The sequence below is a fragment of the Acidovorax sp. SRI_002 genome, assembly GCF_057586455.1.
The window spans coordinates 626,147-642,151 of sequence record NZ_JBYCZW010000001.1; the positions used below are offsets into that span (position 1 = coordinate 626,147).

Consider the following 16,005-nt stretch of genomic DNA (forward strand, 5'->3'; position numbering starts at 1 on the left):
TCAAAAACCTGTTATTCAACAGGTTCACTGACACATTGGAGTGGGTGGCCCGCCTTGAGGGCGGCGTCAAGCACTTGTTCCACCTTGGTGGCAGCCACATCGCGGGAATAAACACCGCAGACGCCTTTGCCATCGAGATGGATCTTCAACATGATCTGGGTGGCTTGTTCACGGTCCTTGCTGAAAAACTCCTGCAAAACCACGATGACGAACTCCATGGGGGTGTAGTCGTCATTGAGCATGACCACCTGGTACATCTGCGGCGGCTGGGTCTTCTGGGTGCGTCTTTCGAGCACGACCGAACCGCCATCATCCCGCGCGGGCCGGGTCACGGGCAGCGCGGTGGGGGGTGAAGGTGGTTTTGTTGCCATGAAAATCATTCTAGCGATCCGCGCGGCATGCTGCCGTGAGAGAAATCTGACGTTGATCCGGTTTTTTTCAAGCTGTCGCCTTCACGATATTCACCGAATGGTTTCCAACACCCGATTTACTCGTAAACCACGGTGGCCGAACCACTGCCCGCCTGGGCGGTCCAGGCGGCCAGCGCAGCATCGGTGGGATAAAAACGGGCGCTCTCCCCCAGTTGCAGCTCCGCCACAGCGGCCGCATCCTGCGCCACACAGCGCACACCCATGCGCACACGCAGGCCGTGGAGCAATTCACCCTCGGCAAGCTCCTCTCGGCGCGGCGGAAACTCCTTGACCAGGCGGTGCACATCCGGGCCCTTGTCGCCGACGGTGACATGCAGGTACTTGCCAAAACGGCAACGCGCCCCTGCCAAGTCCCACACCTGTTGCACCTTCACGCGCAGGCCACCGCTGAAATGGTCCAGTTGCAAGCGGCCCATCATCACGACGAACTCGTCTTCCTTGAGCTGATTGCGGTACGTGTTGAGCAAGGCCTCATCGGCAGACGCCTCAATGACGGCAGACTTGTCGTCCAGTTTGAACAGGCCCAATTTGCCCCGCTGTCCATTGATGACCCGGAAATCACTGATGATCCCGGCCAATACCTGGGGTTCGCGACTGTCCAGCAGCTCATCGATCTGGGTGCGCACAAAGCGGCGCACCTCCGTGGCCACTTCATCGAACAGATGGCCGGACAGATAGAAACCGACCGCCGTTTTCTCCAGGGTGAGTCGCTCCTTGATCCCCCAAGGAACAGCGTCCACCAGTTCAGGCTCCTGCGTGCTGGAACCATGGGCATCATCGCCCATCATGTCGAACAAGCCACCCTGGTTCACGTTGGCCAGCGTGGCAGCCGCAAAGTCAAAAGCCCGGTCGATCGAGGCCACCATCGATGCCCGGTTCATGTTGATGGAATCAAATGCACCCGCCTTGATCAGCGCCTCCACCGTGCGCTTGTTCATGCGCGCCTTGTCCACGCGCAGGCAGAAATCGAAAAGGCTCTTGAAAGGCCCGGTGGTGGCGCCGTGGGGCCCTTCGCCACGCCCCTCACGCGCCGCCACCATGGCCTCGATGGCCTGCTGGCCCGTGCCCTTAACGGCGCCCAGGCCGTAGCGGATGATTTTGTCGGTCACGGGCTCGAACCGGTAGAAGCCACGGTTGACGTCCGGCGGCTCGAAAGAGAGCCCCATTTTTTGCGCGTCTTCGAACAGCACCTTGAGCTTGTCGGTGTCATCCATTTCCACGGTCATGTTGGCGCAGAAGAACTCTGCGGTGAAGTGCACCTTGAGCCAACCCGTGTGGTAAGCCAACAGGGAGTAAGCAGCCGCGTGCGACTTGTTAAAGCCGTAGCCTGCAAACTTCTCCATCAAATCGAACACTTCGTCAGCCTTCTCCTGGCTGATGTTCTTTTCGGCCGCACCCTTTCGGAAGATCTCCCGGTGCTCGGCCATCTCCTCGGCCTTCTTCTTGCCCATGGCGCGGCGCAGCATGTCGGCGCCGCCCAGGCTGTAGCCCCCCAGCACCTGGGCGGTCTGCATCACCTGCTCCTGGTACACCATGATCCCGTAGGTCTCGGCCAGCACGGGCTCCACCAGCGGATGGGGATACTCCACCACTTCCTTGCCGTGTTTGCGGTTCACGAAACTCGGGATCAGATCCATGGGACCCGGACGGTACAGCGCGTTCAGTGCAATCAGGTCTTCAAGCCGACTCGGCTTCGCTTCCTTGAGCATGCCCTGCATGCCACGGCTTTCAAACTGAAACACGGCCTCGGTCTTGCCATCGGAAAACAGCCGGTAGGTGGGGCCATCGTCCAGCGGAATGTTCTCGAAGGCGAAGTTCTCCTGGCCTTTGTGGCGCTTGATAATGAACTCACGCGCGATTTCCAGAATGGTGAGAGTGGCGAGACCCAAGAAGTCGAACTTCACAAGGCCAATAGCTTCCACGTCGTCCTTGTCGTACTGGCTCACTGCCGATTCGCTGCCCGGCTGCTGGTAGAGCGGGCAGAAATCCGTGAGCTTGCCAGGCGCAATCAAAACCCCACCCGCGTGCATACCGATGTTGCGGGTCATGCCTTCGAGTTTTTGCGCCATCTCGATGATGGTCTTGACGTCTTCTTCCTTCTGCACGCGTTCGTACAGCAGCGGCTCCAGCTCCAGTGCGTAGTTGTTCTTGTCGCCTTCCTTTTTCACCTCGGGCGGATAGGCCAGCGTGTACGACATACCGGGCTTGCCCGGTACCAGCTTGGAGATGCCGTCGCAGAACATGTAGCTCATGTCCATCACCCGGCCCACGTCGCGGATGGCGGCTTTGGCAGCCATGGTCCCGAAGGTGGCAATCTGGCTCACGGCATTCTTGCCGTACTTGTCCTTCACATAGTCGATCACCCGGTCACGATTGGACTGGCAAAAGTCAATGTCGAAGTCAGGCATGGACACCCGCTCGGGATTCAGAAACCGCTCGAACAGCAGGTTGTATTGCAGCGGATCCAGGTCGGTGATCTTGAGGGCATACGCCACTAGCGAACCGGCACCCGATCCCCGTCCCGGCCCCACGGGGCACCCGTTGGCCTTGGCCCACTGAATGAAGTCCCCCACGATGAGGAAGTAGCCCGGAAAACCCATCTTGAGAATGGTTCCGATCTCGAACTCCAGGCGTTCCACATAGCGGGGACGCTGCTGATCGCGGTCGGACTCCTTGGGGAAGAGAAGCTTCAGGCGCTCCTCCAGCCCCTCGAACGAGGCAAAACGAAAGAACTCATCGATCGGCATGCCATTGGGGGTGGGAAAGTCCGGCAACTGCGGCTTGCCAAGCACCAGCGTGAGGTTGCAACGCTGGGCAATTTCCACCGTGTTCGCAATGGCCGACGGAACATCAGCGAACAAGGCCTGCATTTCTGCAGACGACTTGAAATACTGGTCGCGCGTGAACTTGCGCACGCGGCGCGGGTTGGCCAGGATCTCCCCCTCTGCAATACAGACGCGCGCCTCGTGGGCCTCATAGTCGTCTGGAGTGGCGAACTGCACAGGATGTGTGGCCACCACGGGCAAGCTCAGGCGCGCCGCCAACTGCGCAGCAGCCACCACGTGGCTTTCATCGTCGACACGGCCCGCACGCTGCAACTCGATGTAAAACCGGTGTGGAAACAGCCCTGCCAGGCGCAAGGCAATCTCAGCGGCGCCCGACTCGTCCCCCTTCAGGAGAGCCTGGCCCACGGGCCCAGCCTGTGCCCCGGCCAGAGCAATCAGCCCTTCCGACAACTCTTCCAGCCAGGCCCAGGTGCACAGCGCCAGATTCTTGACGACATTGCGCGTCCACGCACGCGCGAGCAGTTCGGACAGATTGAGGTAGCCCTGGCGGTTCTGCACCAGGACGATCAGGCGTGAGGGGGCTGCGCCCGCTTCGCCTTCCAGAAAAATCTCGGCCCCCAGGATGGGCTTGACACCCTTGCCCCGCGCCTCCTTGTAGAACTTGATCGCGCCAAAAAGGTTGTTGAGATCGGTGATGGCCAGTGCAGGCTGGCCGTCTTTGGCAGCCGCCTTGGCCGCCTCATCGATTCGATTGGTACCGTCTACGACGGAGAACTCGGTGTGCAGGCGCAAGTGAACAAACATGGGGGCCATTGTAGAAAGCCCAGCACCGCCACCGAGAGAAAGCTGGCAGCGCAACGCCTCTTGACAGGTGCCACCCCCAGTACAATGCTTCTTCGTGCCCTGGATGCCAGCGGCGCCTGGCCCTCTGGACCGGCCCAGCTATCCTGCACCCCTGTTTCTTTTTTTGCTGAAAGCTGCCTGCGATGCTGCGTGCCCCACTGCCCCTCGTTTCTGCCCTGCTGCTTGCTGGTCTGCTGGCGGGTTGCTCCAGCACAACCGAAGACAAAACGGCCAACTGGAGCCCCAATCGCATCCATTCGGAAGCGCAGGACGAAATGAACAGCGGCGCCTACGACAAGGCGGTTCCTCTGCTCGAAAAGCTGGAGGGGCGGGCGGCCGGCACCCCGCTGGCGCAGCAGGCCCAGATCGACAAGGCCTACGCGCACTACAAGGCTGGCGAAAAAGCCCAGGCCATTGCAACGCTGGACCGCTTCATGAAGCTCCATCCCGCCAGCCCTGCGCTTGACTATGCGCTGTACCTCAAGGGCTTGGTGAACTTTAACGACAACCTCGGTCTGTTCTCGTTCATCTCGCGCCAGGACCTTTCCGAGCGCGACCAGAAAGCAGCCAAGGACTCCTTTGAGGCCTTCAGTGAGCTGGCCACCCGCTTCCCGGAATCCCGCTACGCACAGGATGCACGCCAGCGCATGACGTACATTGTGAATTCGCTCGCGCAGTACGAAGTGCATGTGGCGCGCTACTACTTCCAGCGGGGCGCGTATGTGGCAGCCATCAGCCGTGCCCAGGTAGCCCTGGCGGACTATCAGGGCGTGCCCGCGCTCGAAGAAGCTCTGTACATCCTCATCCAGTCGTACGACGCACTGGGCATGACGCAGCTGCGCGACGATGCACGCCGCGTGATGGACACTTCGTACCCCCAAAGCGCCTATCTGCGCGGGGGCCTCAAGGAAAAGGCGGAGCCGTGGTGGAAGCTTTGGTAAGCGCCTGAAGAGCAGCTTCAAACTCAGGCTCTGACTCCAGGCGCCGCATCGGGGGCAAGGCCGCCAGCAGGCGCTTGCCATAGCCCATGGTGACAAGGCGGGTGTCACCCACCACCAGAATGCCCTGGTCGGACTCACGCCGGATCAACCGCCCCGCCCCCTGCTTGAGCGCAACGGCTGCCTCGGGCAGTGCGTAAGACTTGAACGCTTTCCCGCCAGATTTCTCAATACGCTGCGTACGCGCCTCCACCAAAGGGTCGCCCGGGGGAGGAAAAGGAAGCTTGTCAATCACAACAAGCTGCAAGGCATCCCCAGGCACATCAAAACCTTCCCAGAACGTCGCGGAAGCCACCAGCACACAGCCTTGCTGCCCGTGCTCGCTCCCTTCGCGAAAACGCTCCATCAGCCGCCGTTTGGGCCACTCGCCCTGCACCAGCACCTCCAGGACAGCAGAGCCCGCAAACTGCGCTTTCAACGCATCGCCAATGGTGCGCAAGGCCTTGAGCGTCGTGGTCAGCACCAGGGTGCGGCCACCCAGTTGCGCTGCAGCCTCGCCCACCCAGCGCGCAAGCGCCTTGCTGTGCGAAGGATCGGCCGGAGACGGCAGGTGGCGTGGCACATACAGTGCTGCCTGCGCCCCATAGTCAAACGGGCTCGCAACCCGCAGGATCTGCGCGTCCTGCAAACCCGCCCGCTCCGTGAACCAGCTCAGTTGCTCGTCATCGCCCAAGGTGGCCGAGGTGAAGACCCAGGCCCTGCCGGGTCCGGCAGCAGGCTCCCCGGGCCACCCATCGTCACCCACGGGTTCCGCTGGGGTGGCCAGCAGGCGTGTGCGCATGGCCTCGGCAATATCCAGGGGGGATTCCGTCAAGCGCAGCTGCGGCCCCACATCGACCCAGCGCACCGCATCCGGATTGCCGGGGCCAGAAAAATGGGCCAGGCGCGCCAGCAGTTCAGTCCCGCGCTCATACAGGCGCACAAAGTCGGGCGCTATTTCGCTGACAGTGTCGAGAGCCTCCTGCGCCTGGGCGCAGGCGAGCGCCACGCGGCGCAGGGCAGCCTGCCATTCATCCGGCCTGACGCTCTCCGGCGTTTCATCGGTCCAGCGCAGCTTTGCGCTGCCCCGCATATCTCCCGCCGCCAAGCGCAAATCCCGGGCAGACAGATCCACCTGGCTCGCAAGCACCGTCCAGTCCGCAAGGCCCCGCGCATGCTGCAGCCCTGCTGCCAGCAGGTCCCTGCCAAAATCCATTAGCTGGCCCGTGGACAGCGTAAGCCCCAGAAACTGCACGCCCGTCTCGTTGATCTGGTGCGCCTCATCAAACACCACCACACGCACAGACGGTAAGAGCTCGGCCATGCCCGACTCGCGCACAGCCACATCGGCGAAGAAAAGGTGGTGGTTGATGACCACGATGTCCGCCGCCAAGGCCTCGCGCCGCGCCAAATGCACGTGGCATTCGCGAAAGCGGGGGCACTGCGAGCCCAGGCAGTTCTCACGGGTGGAGGTGACCAGCGGTATCACGGGCGAGCGTTCGTCCAACCCCGTCAGCTCCGCCAAGTCGCCCGAGCGCGTGCCATGCGACCAACTCTCGACCTTGGCCAAAACCCGTGCCACGCCAGGCTCACGGGCAGACACGTCCTGGCGGGCCAGTTCCATGCGGTACAGGCACAGATAGCTCGCCCTGCCCTTCAGAAGCGCCATGCGCACCGGCAAGCCCAGGGTCTGCGCCAGGCGCGGAAGATCGCGCGCAAACAGCTGGTCCTGCAAGGCCTTGGTGGCGGTGGACAACAGCACCCGCTCGCCGCTCAGGAGTGCCGGGACCAGATAGGAAAAAGTCTTGCCCACCCCCGTGCCTGCCTCCACGACCAGCGCCCCGCCCGTTTCGATGGTGTGCGCCACGGCCATGGCCATTTGCGTCTGGCCCTCGCGCGGCTGGAAATGCGTGTCGGCCCGCGCCAGCACGCCGCCGGGGGCAAACACCTCCTGCACCATCTCCACCAGCGCCATCAAGCGGGCTCTTGGGGTTGAAGGTCCCGTTCCAGGCGATCCAGGGCATCACGCAGAGCGAGGCGGCGCTTTTTGAGGCGGCGCAGCGTGAATTCGTCGGCCACGCCGTCGGGGGCACACCGGTCGATCAGAGCGTCCAGATCGGCATGCTCGATGCGCAGCTCAATGAGTTGGCGTTGGGGGGAATGGAGGCTGGGGTTCAAGGCAAGGGGCCGTGGGATGGCAAAAATGCCACAGGCGGGCGGATAATACGCGCTTGCCCCCGTTTGCGCGATGGCCCTTTGCGTACGCGCCCCCACAATCACCAGCATGACCAAAGCGTTTCGCCTCATCGCGTCCACCGGCATCCACAAGGGTGACCGGGAGTACCAGCAAGACCAGGTGATCCTGATCTCCCACGAGCGGCACAATGGCTGCATACTGGGTGTCCTTGCCGATGGCATGGGCGGGCGCAGCGGCGGGCGCAAGGCGTCCGACCAGGTCATGATGACTGCGCGCCAGCTCTTCGAGCGCTATTCGCCCGACACCGACGACCCGGTAGCCATGCTCAAGAGCATGGTGGAAGAAGCGCACATCGTGATCCGGCTCACAGCCATTTCTGCCGAGCAGGAACCGCACAGCACCATTGCAGCGTTTCTCATCAACCCGCGTGGCGACTGCCACTGGGTGCATGCAGGCGATTCGCGCATCTACCACTTCCAAGGTGCGCGCATGGTGTTCCGCACCAGCGACCACTCCTATGTCCAGGCTCTCGTGGACCGGGGCGAGCTGACCGAAGCCGAGGCCAACAACCATCCGCACTCGAACATTTTGGTGGGCTGCCTCGGCACTGAAAGCGACCCGCCCATCACCACCCATGTGATCCCCCAACTGCAGCCTGGCGATGTGCTCATGGCCTGCAGTGATGGGGTGTGGCACTACTTTTCGCCCACTGAACTCGGCTCCGTGGTTGATTCCCTCTCGCCACGGGAAGCCACGGAGTTTCTGATTGAAAAAGCCCGCTCCCGTGCGCGGGGCGGTGGCGACAACCTCTCGCTGGTCATCGTGAAGATGGAGGCGCTGGTGGAAGAAAAGAAGGTCGCTCGCCTGGTACCCGCTGACGCAGGGCGGCCCTGAAGCAGCGCCCCACCCGCTGGCATTTGCCTGGGTGGGCAGCCGAAAGGGCGAATGGCTGCGCGGCACTTGAGGAAAGCGGCGCTGACGCGAACCGAGCCTCGGTATCCACCGGCCCATTGCGACTTTTGGGCGCCACGCGCACTTTCAACACCTGGAGCAGCCACCCCAAGTAAACCTGTTTCAGCGTGCTGCCGAACCCGCTGGCAACGGAGCCGCAGGGACCCGCCCCTGGGCTGCGGCCTCTGCCCGTGACTTTTCGACTCGGTCGCGGCGCTCCTGCGCAGCCTGAAGCGTTTGCGCGTGGCGTGCGCGCACCTCTGCGGCACGCTCGGCATTGCCACTGGTGCGCGCTGCCTGCTCCTGGGCCTGCTTTTGCACCTTAATACGCTGCTGCTGTGCTCTCAGCTCAGCCTCGTGGTCACGCTGCGATTTCAGGCCCTGGGGGTCTTGCGACGGCTTGCGCACCACAGCGCTTGCAGCACCGCTGCCCGCTGAGGGGCTATCCGGCACGCCGCGCTGCTTTTCTTCAATGGATTTGAGACGCTCCGCCGCTTTTTCCTTGCGCTCGGCATCATTGAGCTCGATCTCCTGTGCACGCAAACGGGCTTCCGCATCGCGCACGCCCGCCCGCACACTGCGCAGACAGTCTTCTACGGAAAATCGCTGGTAACAGGCCGATTCGTCCTGTTGTCGCCTGGCCTTGATGGCCTCGCGTTCGGAGCGGATGCGGTCGTGTTCCGCTTTACGTTCGGCCGCCTTGGCGGCTGCCTGCTGGCCGTTGGCCTCCGCACCCGCAGCTACCGGCTGCGCCATGGCCGAGGCAGACAACCCCCAGGCAAGCAAGAAAATCGCCACAGATACGAAGCGTCTGGAGATCATGTCAGCCCCGTATCGACAGTGCGGCGCTCCAGCGCCAGGAACTCCTTGGACTGCATCTCGTTGAGCCGCGAAATCGTTCGCGGAAACTCGTGCGCCAAGGGGCCTTCGGTATAAAGTTGCTCGGGGGGTACTGCTGCAGACAGGATGAGCTTGACGCGCCTGTCGTACAACACGTCCACGAGCCAGGTAAAACGCCGCGCAGGCGACGCCATGCTCACCGGCATGTAAGGCACATCGGACAGCAGCACAGTGTGGAACTGCGTCGCGATTTCCAGATAGTCGTTCTGCGACCGGGGGCCACCACACAGGGTCTTGAAGTCAAACCACACCACACCACCGGCCTTGCGGCGTGCCCGGATCTCGCGGGCCTCGATGTGCAGCACCGGGTCTTCGTCGTGCACTTCGGCCAGTTGGTCAAACGCCTGGCCCATTTCAGCATCTGCCTCGGGGCCCAGCGGCGTGTGGTACAGCTTCACGTGCTCCAGAGTGCGCCGACGGTAATCGGTACCGTTGTCCACGTTGACCACTTCAAGCTTTTCATTGAGCAGGGCAATCGCCGGGAGAATGCGGTCGCGGTGCAGGCCGTCGGGGTACAGGTCGTCGGGCTTGAAATTCGAAGTGGTCACAAAGCCCACGCCGTTATCGAACAGTGCCGCCAGCAGGCGGTGCAGGATCATGGCGTCGGTAATGTCCGCCACGTGAAACTCGTCAAAACAGATGAGCTTGTAGCGCTTGGCAATGCGCGCGCCCAGCACGTCCAGCGGGTTGACCGTGCCCTGCAGGCCCGCCAGTTCGCGGTGCACTTCGCGCATGAACTCGTGGAAGTGAAGGCGCACCTTGCGCTTCAAGGGAACGGCGTCGAAAAAGCATTCCATCAGAAAGCTCTTGCCCCGCCCCACCCCGCCATACATGTACACGCCGCGCGGCACATCAGGCCGGTTGATCAGCTTCTTGAGTGCGTTGGAACGCCGGGCCTTGTATGCAGCCCAGTCATCAGCGCACCGCTGAAGGGCATCCACTGCGCGCAATTGGGCAGGGTCACTTTGGTAGCCTTTAGCGGCCAACTCGGCCAGGTAAGCCTGTTTAACAGTCACGTGGTGGATGCTCAGAAACTATGATTTTTATAGCTACTAGCGCTTATCAGATAAGCGCTAGAGCCCGATTTGACCCAAAAATCAGAAGTTCAGAGTGCGTTTATCCACAGCCAGGGCCGCTTCCTTGGTGGCTTCGCTCAGCGAGGGGTGCGCGTGGCAAATGCGCGCGATGTCTTCGCTGCTGGCCTTGAATTCCATGGCCACAACAGCTTCGGCAATCAGCTCGCTGGCCTGCGGGCCCACGATGTGCACGCCCAGAATCTCGTCAGTCTCGGCATCGGCCAGCATCTTGACCATGCCTGTGGTGTCGCCCAGTGCGCGTGCGCGGCCGTTGGCCAGGAAGGGGAAGCTGCCCGCCTTGTACTTGACGCCGTCGGCCTTGAGCTGCTGCTCGGTGCGGCCCACCCATGCGATTTCGGGGCTGGTGTAGATCACCCAAGGAACGGTGTTGAAGTTCACGTGGCCATGCTGGCCGGCAATGCGCTCGGCCACGGCAACGCCCTCTTCCTCGGCCTTGTGCGCCAGCATCGGGCCGCGCACCACGTCACCCACCGCCCACACGCCGGGCAGGTTGGTCTTGCAGTCGGCATCGACCACGATGGCACCGCGCTCGTCGAGCTGCAGGCCCACGGCTTCGACGTTCAGGCCAATGGTGTTGGGCACGCGGCCGATGGAGACGATGAGCTTGTCCACGTCCAGCGACTGGGCTTCGCCCTTGGCGTTGGTGTAGGCAATACTCACGCCCTTCTTGCCGGTTTTGATCTCGCCGACCTTCACGCCCAGCTCGATCTTCAGACCTTGCTTGTCGAAGGCCTTCTTGGCTTCCTTGGCGATCTGCTCGTCCACCGCGCCCAGGAAGGTCGGCAGGCCTTCGAGGATGGTGACTTCAGCCCCCAGGCGGCGCCACACCGAGCCCATTTCCAGGCCGATCACGCCCGAGCCGATCAGGCCGAGCTTCTTGGGCACAGTGCCCACGCGCAGCGCGCCGTCGTTGGACAGCACCAGTTCTTCGTCGAACGGCGTGCCGGGCAGCGCACGGGCATTGGAGCCGGTGGCAATGATGATCTGCTTGCCCGTCAGCGACTCTTCGGCGGCGCCAGCCACCTTGATCTCGTAGCCGCCTTCAGCAGCCTTCACGAACGAGCCGCGGCCATGGAAGAAGCTGACCTTGTTCTTCTTGAACAGGTACAGGATGCCGTCGTTGTTCTGCTTCACGACGGTGTCCTTGCGGGCAATCATCTTGGCCACGTCCATCTTGACGCCCGTGGCGGTGATGCCGTGCTCGGCGAAGTGCTTGTTGGCGTGTTCGAAATGCTCGGACGATTGCAGCAGCGCCTTGGACGGAATGCAGCCCACGTTGGTACAGGTGCCGCCGGGTGCGGGGCCACCCTTGTCGTTTTTCCACTCGTCGATACAGGCGACGTTGAAGCCTAGCTGGGCTGCGCGGATGGCGGCAATGTAGCCACCGGGGCCACCGCCGATGACGATCACATCAAATTGTTTGCTCATGGGAAATCTCGTTCAGTCTGTTGGAGAAAGACCCACCGGCGGGCACAACCAGAGGTCGGCCACGCGGGTGGGTCCATGCGGTCAGGAGGTTAGATGTCGAACAGCAGGCGCGATGGGTCTTCCAGCGCATCCTTCATCGCCACCAGGCCCAGCACGGCTTCGCGGCCGTCAATGATGCGGTGGTCGTAGGACATGGCCAGGTAGTTCATCGGGCGCACAACGATCTGGCCGTTCTCCACCACAGCGCGGTCCTTGGTGGCGTGCACGCCCAGGATGGCCGACTGGGGCGGGTTGATGATGGGCGTGGACATCATCGAGCCGAAGGTGCCACCGTTGGAAATCGAGAACGTGCCACCGGTCATTTCTTCAATGCCCAGCTTGCCTTCAGCGGCCTTCTTGCCGAATTCGGCGATCTTCTTCTCGATGTCGGCAAAGCTCATCTGGTCGGCATTGCGCAGGATAGGCACCACCAGGCCACGGGGCGAGCCCACGGCGATACCGATGTCGAAGTAGCCGTGGTAAACGATGTCGTTGCCATCGACCGAGGCGTTCAGCACGGGGTACTTCTTCAAGGCGTGCACGGCAGCCTTCACGAAGAAGCTCATGAAGCCGATCTTCACGCCATGCTCCTTGGTGAACGTGTCCTGGAACTTCTTGCGCATGTCCATCACCGGCGCCATGTTCACTTCGTTGAACGTGGTCAGGATGGCGTTGGTCGATTGCGACTGCAGCAGGCGCTCGGCCACGCGGGCGCGCAGGCGGCTCATCGGCACGCGCTGCTCGGGGCGGTCGCCCAGGTCTTCCTTGGCGGCCGGGGCCGACACCTGGGGCAGTGCCTTGGTGGGCACGCCCGTGGGGATGGCGCTTGGGGCAGCCACCGCAGCCTTGGCGGCACCACCAGCCACAGCGCTGAGCACGTCACCCTTGGTCACGCGGCCATCCTTGCCGCTGCCGGCCACAGCCGATGCGGACAGGTTGTTCTCGGCCAGCAGCTTTGCGGCAGCGGGCATCGCCACGTCGCCCTTGGAGCCGCCAACAGCCGCTGGGGCGGGGGCGGGAGCCGATGCCGTGGCGGCAGCGGGTGCTGCAGCAGCGGCGGCAGGAGCGGCCGCGCCGGCCTTGCCTTCGGTATCGATCTTGGCAATGAGCTGCTCGGCCACCACGGTGGCGCCGTCGCCCTGGATGATTTCAGCCAGCACACCAGCCGACGGGGCCGGCACTTCAAGCACCACCTTGTCGGTTTCGATCTCGATCAGGATCTCATCCACTGCCACAGCCTCACCGGCCTTTTTCTTCCACGTCAGCATGGTGGCCTCGGCCACGGATTCGGACAGCTGGGGGACTTTGACTTCTACGATAGCCATATCAATTCTTTCGGAATGGGGTTTTGTTCTGTTATCGGGTCGCAGCTGGCCTTACTTGGTCAGGACAAAACCCTTGAGCTTGGCAAACGCGCCGTCCACCAGCGCCTTTTGTTGTTCCTGGTGCAGGTGCGAGTAGCCCACGGCAGGTGACGCGGAAGCCGCGCGGCCGGAATAGCCCAGCTTCTGGCCTTCGAGCATGTTCTCGTGGATGTAGTGCTGCACGAAGAACCAGGCGCCCTGGTTCTGCGGCTCGTCCTGGCACCACACCACGTCGGTGGCATTGGGGTAGCGCTTGATTTCAGCGGCAAATGCCTTGTGCGGGAAGGGGTAGAGCTGCTCCACGCGGATGATGGCCACATCGTCGTCTTCGCGCTCGGTGCGCTTCTTCACGAGGTCGTAGTACACCTTGCCGGAGCAGGCGATCACACGCTTGACCTTGGCTGCCTTCTTGACGATGGCTTCATCCTGCTCGGGAATCACCGTCTGGAAGCTGCCCTTGGTGAACTCGGACAGCGGCGAAGTCGCATCCTTGTTACGCAACAGCGACTTGGGCGTCATGATGATCAGCGGCTTGCGCAGATCACGCACCATCTGGCGCCGCAGCACATGGAAGATCTGGCTGGCGGTGGTGGGCTGCACCACCTGCATGTTGGCGTCGGCCGACAGCTGCATGAAGCGTTCCAGGCGGGCGGAGCTGTGCTCAGGGCCCTGGCCTTCGTAGCCGTGTGGCAGCATCAGCGTGATGCCGTTGACGCGGCCCCACTTCACTTCACCCGAAGCGATGAACTGGTCGATCACGACTTGCGCACCGTTGGCAAAGTCGCCGAATTGCGCTTCCCAGATCACCAGGGTGTTGGGGTCGTTGGAGGCGTAGCCGTATTCAAAGCCCAGCACCGCTTCTTCCGACAGGATCGAGTCGATCACAACGAACGGAGCCTGATTCTCGGCCACATTCTGCAGTGGCACATAGGTGCCGATGTCCCACTTCTCGCGCTTTTGGTCATGAATAACCGAGTGGCGGTGCGTGAACGTGCCACGGCCACAGTCTTCGCCCGACAGGCGCACGGGGTAGCCGCTGGCCACCAACGATGCAAATGCCATGTGCTCGCCCATGCCCCAGTCCACGGGGATCTCGCCACGGCCCATCGCAGCGCGGTCGTCATAGACCTTCTTGACCAACTGGTGTGGCGTCACGCTCTCAGGAATGGTCGTGATCTTCTCGGCCAGGCGCTTCCACTCAGCCAGAGGAATGGCCGTGTCGCCAGCGTCCGTCCACTTCTTGCCCAGGAACGGGCTCCAGTCCACGGCGTACTTGCTCTTGAAGTTGGTCAGGACGGGATCGACCGTGTGCTTGCCGGCATCCATGGCGGCACGATAGGCCTTGACCATATCGTCGCCCAGCGACTCACCCAGGCCCTGTGCCGCCAGCTTGTCGGCATAGAGCTTGCGCGTGCCAGGGTGCTGGCCGATCTTCTTGTACATCAGCGGCTGGGTCAGAGCCGGGGTGTCCTGCTCGTTGTGGCCCAGTTTGCGGAAGCAGATGATGTCCACCACCACGTCCTTCTTGAATTCCATGCGGAACTCCAGGGCGAGCTGGGTGGCCAGCACCACGGCTTCGGGGTCATCACCGTTCACGTGCAGCACGGGCGACTCGATCATCTTGACGATGTCGGTGCAATACAGCGTGGAGCGCGTATCACGCGGGTCGGAGGTGGTGAAACCGATCTGGTTGTTGATGATGATGTGCACCGTGCCACCCGTGTAGTAGCCACGGGTCTGGGCCAGAGCCAGGGTTTCCTGGTTCACACCCTGGCCGGCAAAGGCAGCATCACCATGCACCAGCACCGGCAGCACCTGCTTGCCGTGCGGGTCGGCGCGGCGGTCCATGCGGGCACGCACGGACCCTTCGACCACGGGGTTCACGATTTCCAGGTGGGAAGGATTAAATGCCAGCGACAGGTGGACCGGGCCGCCAGGGGTGGTCACATCCGAGCTGAAGCCCTGATGGTACTTCACGTCACCGGCTGGCAGGTCTTCGGGAGCGGTGTGGTCGAACTCGGCGAACAAGTCCTTGGGCATCTTGCCCAACGAATTGACCAGCACATTGAGACGACCCCGGTGGGCCATGCCGATCACGATTTCCTGAACGCCCTTGGCACCGGCAGACTGGATCAGCTCGTCCATGGCGGCGATGAAGCTTTCACCCCCTTCAAGAGAGAAACGCTTCTGGCCGACGTACTTGGTGTGCAGGAAACGCTCCAGGCCTTCGGCGGCCGTCAGGCGGTCCAGGATCTGCTTTTTCTTGTCCACACCAAAGCTGGGCTTGCTGCGGATCTTTTCCAGCTTTTCCTGCCACCAGCGCTTCTGGTTCTGGTCAGTGGCATACATGTACTCGGCGCCGATGGAGCCGCAGTATGTTTCGCGCAGCGCGTTGATCAACTCGCGCAGGGGCATCGACTCTTTGCCGAAGAACGTGTTGCTCGTGTTGAACACCGTTTCCTGGTCAGCGTCGCTGAAACCATAGAAAGAGGGTTCGAGTTCAGGAATGGCGGGGCGCTCGGTGCGCTTGAGGGGATCCAGATCAGCCCAGCGTTGGCCCACGTTGCGGTAGGCAGCGATCAGCTGCTGAACGGCAGTGCGCTTGCGGCCCAGCTCAGAGTCCGCACCCGTTGCCACAACAACCTTGGTGCCGCCCTGTTTGGCGCGCTCGGCAAAAGCGTTGATGACGGGGAGGTGGGGGACGTCTTTGGCATTGCTGCCATCCACCGCAGGCACATGTTGAAGTGCATCAAAGTACTCGCGCCAATTGTCTGGCACGCTACCTGGGTTGGCGAGGTAGTTCTCGTACATCTCTTCGACATAGGGCGCATTGCCGCCGAAGAGGTAAGTGTTGCCTTGGTAGGCTTGATAGACGGACGTCGTATCGCTCATATTCCGCTGACCTCCGCTTTCCTTGGGAAAGCATTAGCTGGTTGAGAAACCTTCCGCGACACGGCTGAACCGATTGGCGGATGCGACTGTGGCTGGGGAA

11 protein-coding genes are annotated in these 16,005 nt (G+C 62.3%); 2 read left to right on the plus strand and 9 right to left on the minus strand.

Annotated elements, in window-relative coordinates; translation table 11 throughout:
* Positions 1–11: 11 nt before the first annotated feature.
* Positions 12–380 (minus strand): ATP-dependent Clp protease adapter ClpS, encoded by a 369-nt coding sequence (gene clpS / locus AC2YJX_RS02780; RefSeq protein WP_055396693.1) that lies wholly within the window; start codon positions 378–380, stop codon positions 12–14.
* A gap of 107 nt (positions 381–487) precedes the next feature.
* A complete protein-coding gene (gene dnaE / locus AC2YJX_RS02785; RefSeq protein WP_487255226.1) occupies positions 488–4,021 on the minus strand; it encodes a DNA polymerase III subunit alpha in 3,534 nt (1,177 codons plus the stop codon).
* Between the two features lie 182 nt (positions 4,022–4,203).
* On the opposite strand from dnaE, the gene AC2YJX_RS02790 reads away from it, so the two are divergent.
* Entirely contained in the window at positions 4,204–5,001 is a 798-nt protein-coding gene (locus tag AC2YJX_RS02790) for an outer membrane protein assembly factor BamD (RefSeq protein WP_055396690.1), read from the plus strand.
* On the opposite strand, the gene yoaA is transcribed toward AC2YJX_RS02790, so the two are convergent.
* Positions 4,964–7,012: a DNA repair helicase YoaA gene (yoaA, locus tag AC2YJX_RS02795; RefSeq protein ID WP_487255227.1), complete on the minus strand. Its 2,049-nt coding sequence runs from the start codon at positions 7,010–7,012 to the stop codon at positions 4,964–4,966. The genes AC2YJX_RS02790 and yoaA overlap by 38 nt on opposite strands.
* Positions 7,012–7,215: a YdcH family protein gene (locus AC2YJX_RS02800; RefSeq protein WP_055396751.1), complete on the minus strand. Its 204-nt coding sequence runs from the start codon at positions 7,213–7,215 to the stop codon at positions 7,012–7,014. The genes yoaA and AC2YJX_RS02800 overlap by 1 nt, the downstream gene beginning before the upstream one ends.
* Positions 7,216–7,321: 106 nt before the next feature.
* Here AC2YJX_RS02800 and AC2YJX_RS02805 point away from each other — a divergent pair, with 106 nt between their 5' ends.
* Complete coding sequence (locus AC2YJX_RS02805; protein WP_055396686.1) at positions 7,322–8,128, plus strand: PP2C family protein-serine/threonine phosphatase; 807 nt, start codon at positions 7,322–7,324, stop codon at positions 8,126–8,128.
* Positions 8,129–8,308: 180 nt separating this feature from the next.
* Here the strand turns inward: AC2YJX_RS02805 and AC2YJX_RS02810 are convergent, their stop codons facing one another.
* The 5 genes from AC2YJX_RS02810 to AC2YJX_RS02830 form a co-directional block, all read right to left on the minus strand.
* The gene (locus tag AC2YJX_RS02810) at positions 8,309–9,007 is read right to left on the minus strand and encodes a hypothetical protein (RefSeq protein WP_487255228.1); all 699 of its coding nucleotides are present in this window, start codon (positions 9,005–9,007) and stop codon (positions 8,309–8,311) included.
* Positions 9,004–10,101 (minus strand): cell division protein ZapE, encoded by a 1,098-nt coding sequence (gene zapE / locus AC2YJX_RS02815; protein WP_487255229.1) that lies wholly within the window; start codon positions 10,099–10,101, stop codon positions 9,004–9,006. The genes AC2YJX_RS02810 and zapE overlap by 4 nt, the downstream gene beginning before the upstream one ends.
* Before the next feature lie 81 nt (positions 10,102–10,182).
* Entirely contained in the window at positions 10,183–11,610 is a 1,428-nt protein-coding gene (gene lpdA, locus AC2YJX_RS02820; RefSeq protein ID WP_121506185.1) for a dihydrolipoyl dehydrogenase, read from the minus strand.
* 89 nt (positions 11,611–11,699) lie between these two features.
* A complete protein-coding gene (gene odhB, locus AC2YJX_RS02825) occupies positions 11,700–12,974 on the minus strand; it encodes a 2-oxoglutarate dehydrogenase complex dihydrolipoyllysine-residue succinyltransferase (RefSeq protein WP_121420343.1) in 1,275 nt (424 codons plus the stop codon).
* A 51-nt stretch (positions 12,975–13,025) separates the two neighbouring features.
* Complete coding sequence (locus tag AC2YJX_RS02830) at positions 13,026–15,905, minus strand: 2-oxoglutarate dehydrogenase E1 component (protein ID WP_055396677.1); 2,880 nt, start codon at positions 15,903–15,905, stop codon at positions 13,026–13,028.
* Positions 15,906–16,005 lie beyond the last annotated feature (100 nt).

What these genes read in the sequence shown, in the direction of transcription:
- clpS (WP_055396693.1), bottom strand. Translation starts at nt 380, where the DNA reads ATGATTTTCATGGCAACAAAACCACCTTCACCCCCCACCGCGCTGCCC.
- dnaE (WP_487255226.1), bottom strand. Translation starts at nt 4,021, where the DNA reads ATGTTTGTTCACTTGCGCCTGCACACCGAGTTCTCCGTCGTAGACGGT.
- AC2YJX_RS02790 (WP_055396690.1), top strand. Translation starts at nt 4,204, where the DNA reads ATGCTGCGTGCCCCACTGCCCCTCGTTTCTGCCCTGCTGCTTGCTGGT.
- yoaA (WP_487255227.1), bottom strand. Translation starts at nt 7,012, where the DNA reads ATGGCGCTGGTGGAGATGGTGCAGGAGGTGTTTGCCCCCGGCGGCGTG.
- AC2YJX_RS02805 (WP_055396686.1), top strand. Translation starts at nt 7,322, where the DNA reads ATGACCAAAGCGTTTCGCCTCATCGCGTCCACCGGCATCCACAAGGGT.
- AC2YJX_RS02810 (WP_487255228.1), bottom strand. Translation starts at nt 9,007, where the DNA reads ATGATCTCCAGACGCTTCGTATCTGTGGCGATTTTCTTGCTTGCCTGG.
- lpdA (WP_121506185.1), bottom strand. Translation starts at nt 11,610, where the DNA reads ATGAGCAAACAATTTGATGTGATCGTCATCGGCGGTGGCCCCGGTGGC.
- odhB (WP_121420343.1), bottom strand. Translation starts at nt 12,974, where the DNA reads ATGGCTATCGTAGAAGTCAAAGTCCCCCAGCTGTCCGAATCCGTGGCC.
- AC2YJX_RS02830 (WP_055396677.1), bottom strand. Translation starts at nt 15,905, where the DNA reads ATGAGCGATACGACGTCCGTCTATCAAGCCTACCAAGGCAACACTTAC.